Below are 6,709 nucleotides of genomic sequence, written 5' to 3'. Positions count from 1 at the left end.
TGCTCAATTCGACCGCTGGGTCTACGCCTCGGGCAAGAAGCTGTCCGGGCTCGTCAAACGCCGCGCTGCTGAGCGGGCACTGTTCGAAGGGAAAACACCATGCGCCTGCTCCCTCTTGTCCTCGACCTGACGCTGGGTTGCCTGCCCACGCTGGTTTCGGCCGCACAGCCGCCAGTGCCCGCCTCCACCGCCGTGCCCGGCAGCGAACAGATCGCCAGCCGCACCCTGGCCAACGGCCTGAAGATCATCGTCTGGCCCGACCACGACATCCCCAATGCCAACTTCTACACCTTCTACAAGGTCGGCAGCCGCAACGAGCGCGGCGTCGGCAACATGGACGTCCCGACCGAGACGGTCAAGAAGGCCCCCGCGCCCACGCCGGTGCCGACGCCCAAGCCTAAGGTTCCCACGCCCAAGCTGTAAGTTTCCCCTTATTGGCGCCTTTTTCTCCATCCCGCTCGGGCGGGCGCGGTTTGTTTGCGTCCGCTGGCGCAGTGCGGTAAAAATTTTCTTCGACTTTTTTCCCGCCGAATGGAAAAATTTCCGAACTATGTCCGCTCCGCTTTCTCCCGAAAAGATTTTCAACGTAGGCCTGGGCTTCTGGAGCTCGAAGACTCTGCTGAGCGCCATCGAGCTGGGTCTCTTCACGCAGTTGGCCGCCGGTCCCCTCGCGCGCGAGGCCCTGCGCGAGCGCCTGGGCCTCCATCGCCGCGCCGCGCGCGACTTCTTGGACGCCCTTGTGACGCTGGGCTTTCTCGAGCGGGAAGGCGACCTCTACCGCAACGCCCCCGAGGCTGACCTCTATCTAGACAAGGCCAAGCCCACCTACCTGGGCGGCATCTTCGAGATGGCCAACGCGCGACTCTACGCCTACTGGAACTCGCTGACCGAGGCCCTGCGCACCGGGAAGCCGCAGAACGAGGCCAAAGAGGGCGGGGAGCTCTTCGAGGTGCTGTACGCCGATCCCCAGCGCCTGAAGGCCTTCCTGCAGGCGATGACGGGTCTCAGCCGGGAGAGCGGCAGGGCGATCGCCGCCAAATTCCCCTGGGGGCGCCATAAGCACTTCATCGACATCGGCGCGGCGCAGGGCGGAGTGCCCGTCCAGCTGGCGCTGGCCCATCCTCATTTGAAGGGCGGGGGCTTCGACCTCCCGCAGGTGGGGCCCATCTTCGAAGAATACGTCGCCTCGCAGGGCCTCGCCGAGCGCCTGAAATTCCATCCGGGAAATTTCATGGAAGACCCTTTGCCCGAGGCCGAGGTCCTCTTGATGGGGCACATCCTGCACGACTGGGACCTGGCGCAGAAAAAGCAACTCCTGGCCAAGGCCTATGCCGCGCTGCCCAAGGGCGGCGCGCTGATCGTCCACGAGGCCATCATCGACGACGAGCGCCGCCGCAACGCCTTCGGCCTCCTGATGAGCCTGAACATGCTGATCGAGACGACGGGCGGCTTCGACTTCACCGGGGCCGATTGCATCGGCTGGATGAAGGAGGTCGGTTTCCAGGAGGCCTACGTCGAGCCGCTGTCCGGGCCCGATTCGATGGTGGTGGGAATCAAGTAGGGTGGAAAAAGGTTTACCTTGCCGCGCCGATCCGGATGGCCAATCATGGGGCTATGTGGTCAAGGTTTTTCAGGATGCTGGCCGAAGCGAGGGTAAATCCCCGGCCCAACCCGCAATTTATCCGCGAGATCCGCTCGCTGTTTAATTTCCTTCAGGGATATTTCCGCTACGAGACCCGTGGCTTGGAACATGTTCCCAAGCGCGGGCCCGCCCTCTTGGTGATGAACCACGGCGTCCTGCCTTTCCACGCCTATCTGCTGATCCGGGAAATTTTTTTCCGGTTGGGCCGCCTGCCGCGAACCCTGGGGGCGAGGTTTCTGTTCCAGACGCCGCTGCTGCGCGAGATCGCGGTGCAGGTCGGCGCGATGAACGCCAATCATCGCAACGCGAAGGCGGCGCTGGAGGCGGGCGAATTGGTCCTGGTGGCGCCGGGCGGGATCTACGAGGCGCTGCTCGTCCATCCGGGAATGAAGACCATTCCCTGGCACGGGCGCTACGGTTTCGCGGTCGTCGCCTGCAAGATGGGGGCTCCCATCATCCCCACTTATTGCCAGGGGATCAACGAGGTCTATCTGACCTCGCGCGTGTTCCTGAGACAGCGGGTCCGCATCCTGCGACGGATCCGTTTTTCGCTCCCCTTTTTCTTCGGCATCGGGCTCTTGCCCTTCCCGGTGAAGCTGGTCCACCGCATCGGCAAACCGATCTCCACCAAGCGCCGGAAGGGCGAGTCCTTCCGCAAGGCGGTGCGGCGGATCCACGAGGAGGTCCTGGCGGCGATGCGGGAACTGATGCAGGAGAAGGACGGGGAAAAATCGCTTTGACTTTTTGGATTCTTGATGGAGAATGACGGGTCCGATCCTTATCACCCGACATTCATTGGAGAATTCCATGGCCCGTCTCATCGCCGTATTCGCCGCAGTATCCCTTTGCCTCTTCTCCGTCGCTTCGCGCGCGCAGAGCACCTTCACGGTCGACTCCACCGGGGACGCCGGGGCCGGTACCCTGCGGCAGGCCATCCTGGATTCCAACGCAAACCCTCCGCCGGCGGGGACGCGCAACCGCATCGAATTCGACTTGGCGGGAGCGTCCCCCTTCACCATCGCCCCCGCCTCGGCCCTGCCGACGGTCACGGCGCCCGTCGACATCGACGGCACCTCGCAGCCCGGCTTCGTCCTGGCGCCGATCATCGTCCTTGATGGCAACGGGGCGGGCGCCGGTGTCGACGGCCTGAACATCACCGCCGGCGATTCCGTGGTGCGGGCCTTGGTCATCCAGCGTTTCAGCGACAACGGTATTGTGCTGGAGACCGGCGGCGGCAATATCGTGACCGGCTGCTACGTCGGAACCAACGCCGCGGGCAATGCGGACCAAGGCAACCAAGACGACGGCATCCTGATCCTCAATTCCGCCAATAACACCATCGGAGGCGACGAGGCCGGCCAGGGCAACCTCGTCTCGGGCAACGGCGGGGCGGGCGCCCGCGGGATTGCCATCGAAGGGGCGGGATCGACCGGCAACCAAGTCTTCGGCAACCTGATCGGGACCGACGTCACGGGGACCGCCGACCTCGGCAACAACGACGAGGGGGTCTCGATCGGCGACGACGCCTCGGGCAACTTTATCGGCGGCCCCAACGTCGGCCAGGGCAACCTGATTTCGGGCAACAGCCGCGGCGTTTTCATTCAATCCAGTGCGACGCAAAATACCGTCCAAGGCAACAAGATCGGCACCAATCTCGCCGGGACCGCGGCCCTGGGCGGATTGGGCAACAACTCCAACGGGGCTGTCCTGCTCCAAGGCGACGACAACCTAATCGGCGGCAGCACGCCAGGATCCCGCAACATCATCTCGGGCAACGACGCGGACGGCGTCTTCATCGGCGGCGGCATATTAGGCATCTCCGGCAACCGCATCCAGGGCAACTACATCGGCCTGGATGTCACGGGGGCCAACGCCGTTCCCAACAACGGCCGCGGCATCCTCAATTCCAGCGGCAACGACAATATTTTCGGGGGCTCCGGGGCGGGCGAGGGCAACGTGATCTCCGGCAACGCCGAAGAGGGCATTGCGATCGTCAGTCAAAGCGCGGCGCGTAATGTCGTCCAGGGGAACATCATTGGGCTCGATGCGTCCGGCACCGTCGAGGTGCCCAATGGCGAAGACGGAGTCCTGATTGAAGGCGGGGCCATCGGCCCGATGTTTGGAGACGAGGCCGACGACAACCAAATCGGGGGCACGGCGGCGGGGGCGCGCAACGTCATTTCCGGAAATCAAGGGGACGGCGTTCATATCCGCGACGACTCCGGAAACGCCCTCGGTACCCGATTCAACATCGTCGAAGGAAACTTCATCGGCACGGACGTCACCGGAACGCTCGACCGGGGCAACGACGGGTTCGGCGTTTTTATCGAGGGTTCCAACGAAAACCGCATCGGCGGCACCTCGGTGGAGGCGCGCAACGTGATCTCCGGCAACGACTCCTTCGGGATTTTCATCCTGGGTCCCGCCACCGGCAACCTCGTGCAGGGGAACTTCGTCGGCGTCGACGTCTCGGGGCTGCTGCCCCTGGGCAACGATTCGGTGGGCGTGGGTGTCGAGAACACCACCGGAAACGTCATCGGGGGTGCCACCGGGGCCGGAAACGTGATCTCCGGCAACGGATCCTCCGGCGTCTACCTCAACGACGGCGCGGTCGGCGTCGCCGTGCAGGGCAATTTTATCGGCACCGACCTCGGCGGCGTCGTCGACTTGGGCAATGCCGGCGACGGCATCCTGGTGGGACAGGCCTCCACCGACAATCGGCTCGGCGGCGGCCTCGCCGAGGGCAACACGATCAAATTCAACGGCGAGAACGGGGTGGAAATCCAAGAAACCAGCGCCGTCGACAACGCGATCTTGAGCAACAACATCTTCGGCAACGACCTGCTCGGGATTTCGCTCAACGGCGGACAGGGCAACCTGGGACAAGAGGCGCCCGCTCTGCTCGAGGCGACCAGTTCCGGCGCCACCCTCACGGTCACCGGAACTTTGGCGAGCGCCCCCAACACGACTTATACGATCCAGTTCTTCGTCAATTCATCCCTGGATCCCTCCGGATTCGGCGAGGGCGAATTTTTCCTGGGCGAGACCCAGATCGTCACCGACGGCGCCGGCAACGTCGATTTCACGGCCGTCGCCGACATCGTCAACTCCGCGGTCGATCTCAATGCCATCGTCGATCCGCGAGTGACGGCGACGGTCACCGATCCCAACGGGAACACCTCCGAATTCTCCAACGGGGTTTCCCTCGTCATCGCCGGGACGGTGCAGTTCAGCGCGGCCGCCTACCAGGCCAACGCCGACGCGGGGCCGGCGGTCGTCACGCTGCTGCGCAGCGGAGGTTCCGACGGCGAGATCAGCGTCCAATTCAGCACCGCCGATGGCACCGCCTTCGCAGGGCTGGATTACACCGGCGTCGTCCAAGTCGTGACCTTCGCGGACGGGCAGACTTCCGCCGAGGTCGAGATCCCCTTGCTCAATCCCGACGGCGTTTTCGGGGACCGGACCGTGCTGCTCGCCCTGAGCAATCCCAGCGAAGGCATCGTATTGGGCGATCCCGAGGCGGCGATATTGACCATCGTCTATCCCGCGGCGCCGGCCCCGACGCTGATTTCCGGCGGCGGCTGCCAATTGGGAGCCCCTGCCCCCTCGGGAGGCTTGGGCCTCATGGCCTGTCTGGCGCTTGGGGCCTGGGGGCTCCTGCGCCTCCATCGCCGCGGGGTCTAGAGTGGTCCCGATTCCCTTTTCCGGAGCCCCCGGTCCGCCCGAATTGGCCGACGAGGCCGCGCTCCTGCTGCACATGGCCGTTGAGCCCCTGGATCCCGCCACGGCCCGAAACCATGTCTTGAAAAAATACCTGATCTACCTGCTGGTCGCCGGTTTTTGCCTCGGCCTGCCGCTCGCGGTCTTCGGCGCCGTTTCCTTAAGCGAATGGGGCTTGCCGCGCTGGGTCTCGCAGGCGGCGATTTGGATCGCCCTCGCCGTCTTTTTCGTTTTCTTCTTCGTCATGCTGGCCCTCATCGCCTCGCGCGGCAAGGCTTACCGCTGGCTGGGGCTCCGTCCGGTCGCGCGCACCGGTGCCGCCGGCGAGGGTCACGAATTCGTGGCGATGGAAGGAGTGCGCCGCGGCCGCCCCTGGGAATACGGGATGTTCGAGAAGGAGCATTTCTGGCGCTGCCGCCGGCTCTTGCCCCCTTTTCAGATCGCCTACGTCGACGGAGCCTTTTGCGCCGATCCGACGGCGCCGGAGGCCTTGCAATCCTTGTTGGCGCAGATTCCCCCGAAACGGTACTGGCGCCGCCTGCGGATTTTCGGCGGGTCCGAGGGCCTGCGTACCTCGAGGCCCGCGCCCTTGGCGAAGTATTCGGTTCACGACCTGTGGCTTGCGGAAAAAATCCTGGAGACGCTGCGACAGTAAGTTGGACGGCGGCGGTATTGTCGAATTTTGGAAAGAGGGGAGGGGTCGCCGCTTATTGGCGCGACCGGAAATAGGGCTCGCGGGCGACTGCCGCCGAGCTGACGTAGACGCCGATCAGCGGGCGCTGCGAGGGACGGGGATTGGTGAAGTCGCTGACGAAGCCCTCCTCGACGCGGAACTCGATGTGCCCGGCCCCGGGCCCGCCGTAGACGAGGAGGGAACCGATCGGTGCTTCATAGGGGTCGTCGATCTCGAGCTTTTTAAACGCGAATTCGGTCTCAAGCTCCACTCCGGCGTCCCGGGCATATCGCGAGGTGGGGCGGTAGGGGACGACGTTGGCATCGAGCAGGGCCTGTTTTACGGCGCGCCAACAACGCTTTCGGGAGTGTTTTCGAGCCTTCAGCTTGGCGATCTCGGCGGCCTCGAGCAGCCCTTCGTCGTAGAACTCGACCGCGGGATCCGACAACTGAGGTAGTCGGAAATCGGATTTTTCCTCGCGACTGCGGGCGGAAGCGGGGGAAGTCATCAAGGCCGCGCCGAGGCAGGCGAATAGAAGGTAAGCGAATTTCTTATGCATTTCTGCGCACTTTATTCATTTTCGGGTGGGAAGCAACCCTTTTTTGCGTGGGGGTGCCGGGAAAATTGACGCGGTCGGACAACAACTCTTGGGCGACCCTCCTTCGATAATTCCG

General features: G+C 64.1%; 7 protein-coding genes. 6 read left to right on the top strand and 1 reads right to left on the bottom strand.

The features are described 5' to 3' along the window. The 6 genes from FBR05_14075 to FBR05_14050 all read left to right on the top strand — a co-directional run. The coding region (locus FBR05_14075) for a lysozyme (protein MDL1873304.1) at positions 1–130 on the top strand (130 nt) is incomplete at its 5' end. Then, positions 100–423: a hypothetical protein gene (locus tag FBR05_14070; protein MDL1873303.1), complete on the top strand. Its 324-nt coding sequence runs from the start codon at positions 100–102 to the stop codon at positions 421–423. The genes FBR05_14075 and FBR05_14070, both read left to right, overlap by 31 nt. Positions 424–550: 127 nt before the next feature. Continuing rightward, on the top strand, positions 551–1,561 hold the full coding sequence (locus FBR05_14065; GenBank protein MDL1873302.1) for a methyltransferase: 1,011 nt from the start codon (positions 551–553) through the stop codon (positions 1,559–1,561). A gap of 35 nt (positions 1,562–1,596) precedes the next feature. Next, positions 1,597–2,382: an acyltransferase family protein gene (locus FBR05_14060; protein ID MDL1873301.1), complete on the top strand. Its 786-nt coding sequence runs from the start codon at positions 1,597–1,599 to the stop codon at positions 2,380–2,382. A gap of 22 nt (positions 2,383–2,404) precedes the next feature. Further along, on the top strand, positions 2,405–5,326 hold the full coding sequence (locus tag FBR05_14055) for a hypothetical protein (protein ID MDL1873300.1): 2,922 nt from the start codon (positions 2,405–2,407) through the stop codon (positions 5,324–5,326). A gap of 1 nt (position 5,327) precedes the next feature. Next, positions 5,328–6,017, top strand: a complete 690-nt coding sequence (locus tag FBR05_14050; protein MDL1873299.1) for a hypothetical protein — start codon at positions 5,328–5,330, stop codon at positions 6,015–6,017. Positions 6,018–6,069: 52 nt separating this feature from the next. Here FBR05_14050 and FBR05_14045 read toward each other — a convergent pair whose 3' ends face one another. Then, positions 6,070–6,594, bottom strand: coding sequence for a hypothetical protein (locus FBR05_14045; protein MDL1873298.1), 525 nt, complete (start codon positions 6,592–6,594; stop codon positions 6,070–6,072). Between the last annotated feature and the right edge of the window lie 115 nt (positions 6,595–6,709).

The organism is Deltaproteobacteria bacterium PRO3 (assembly GCA_030263375.1).
Lineage (GTDB): Bacteria > UBA10199 > UBA10199 > DSSB01 > DSSB01 > DSSB01.
The sequence above is the reverse complement of the archived record's forward strand: the minus strand, read 5'-3'. Positions and strand labels throughout refer to the sequence as shown.